This is a genomic window from Micromonospora maritima, from assembly GCF_902825405.1.
Classification (GTDB): domain Bacteria; phylum Actinomycetota; class Actinomycetes; order Mycobacteriales; family Micromonosporaceae; genus Micromonospora; species Micromonospora maritima.
On sequence record NZ_CADEAU010000798.1, the window covers coordinates 1 to 1621 of the forward strand.

General features: G+C 73.8%; 1 protein-coding gene. It reads right to left on the minus strand.

Features of this window, described 5'->3' with window-relative positions; all coding sequences use genetic code 11:
- Nucleotides 1-259: 259 nt before the first annotated feature.
- The coding region (locus HUW36_RS32385; protein WP_246248434.1) for an aldehyde dehydrogenase family protein at nt 260-1621 on the minus strand (1362 nt) is incomplete at its 5' end.

Here is a 1621-nt window from a genome sequence, read left to right on the forward strand (position 1 = left end):
GGCACGGTGACCGGCGGACCGGCGACGGCCGGTCGCGGGGCGTGTGCCGGTGTGGTCGTGCCGGCGCAGCGGTCGGATTGAACTGACGGTCGTCCGGTCCGACCACGGAGGTGAGCCGCAACGGCGCGGCGCGCCCGAGGGGCACGACCGGACGGCCGCGCCCGGCGCCCAGTGCGCCACCCGGACCGACTCCCGATGCGGGGGACGGTGACACGGCGGGGCCCCCGGTGCGGGGGCCCCGTTCGTGTGTCGGGACGGCTCAGGTGGCCGGGTAGCTGCTGTAGTCCGGGAAGTTGCCGTAGAGCCGGCGGTCGCCGCCCACGGTGACGGCCTGGACCAGCAGGTCGCCGCCGACGAACGCGCCCTTCCAGGACGCGCCCCGGCCGCCGAACGGCTCGTCGCGGTCGCCCCGGGACCGCGGCTTGTTGATGCCCACCTTGAACGCCTGGAGGTCGACCGCCAGTTTGCCGGCCAGCTCCTCGTCGTCGCAGGCCAGCGACGCGACGAGCGCGCCGTTGGAGGCGTTCATCTGGGCCAGCAGCTCGTCGGTGGTGTCCACCACGACGATGGTGTCCACCGGGCCGAACGGCTCGGCGTGCATCAGGCGGGACCGGCCGGGCGGGGCCAGCAGCACGGCCGGGGCCACGTACGCCGAGGTGTCCTGCCCGTCGAGGAACGGCGCACCGTCGAGCTTGCCCCGGTGCAGCGGCACCGCGCCGCCGCGTACCGCCTCGTCGACCTTGCGTCGCAGCTCGTCGGCCTTGGCCGCGCTGATCAGCGGGCCGAAGTCCAGCTCGGGCAGCGGGTCGCCGGCCGACCAGTCGTCGCCGACGGCGAGCGGGTGGCCGAAGCGGACCGAGCGGACGACCGGCAGGTACATGTCCAGGAACTCGTCGACCAGGTCCCGCTGCACCACGAACCGCGGGTACGCGGTGCAGCGCTGCTTGCCGTACTCGAAGCCCTTCTTCAGGTGCGCGGCGAGCGTGTCCCACTGGGAGAAGTTCCAGATGCCCCAGGCGTTGAGGCCCTCCTGCTCGATGAAGTGCCGCTTGTCGGAGTCGAGCAGGGCCGCGGCGACCTTGCCGCCGTTGGAGCGCCCGCCGACGAACGCCACCGCGCCGATCTCCGGCGCGCGGACCAGCACCTCGGACAGTTCCTCGCCGCTGCCGGAGACCAGCGTGGCGGGCAGTCCCGCCCGGCGCATCAGCGCGTGCGCGACGGTGAGGCAGACCGCGCCGCCCTGGGACGGGGTCTTGGCGATCACCGCGTTGCCCGCCAGGAGCTGCACCAGTTCGGCGTGCACGAGCACGCTCATCGGGTAGTTCCAGGAGGCGATGTTGCTGACCGGACCGGGCAGCGGTTCGCGGCCGTCGGCGAGCATCCGCTCGATCTCACCGACGTACCAGCGCACGCCGTCGAGGGCCCGGTCCACGTCGGCGCAGGCGAGCCGCCACGGCTTGCCGATCTCCCAGACCAGCAGCAGGGCGAGCAGGTCGCGGTGCGCGGTGAGCGCGTCGAGCGCGTCGTCGACCGGGCGCTGTTCGACAGGCGCGGCCGGCTGCGTCCCCGGTACGCCGCCTGGTGGCTGGTCTTCCCGCTGGCGTACCTCGGGTTCGCGTTG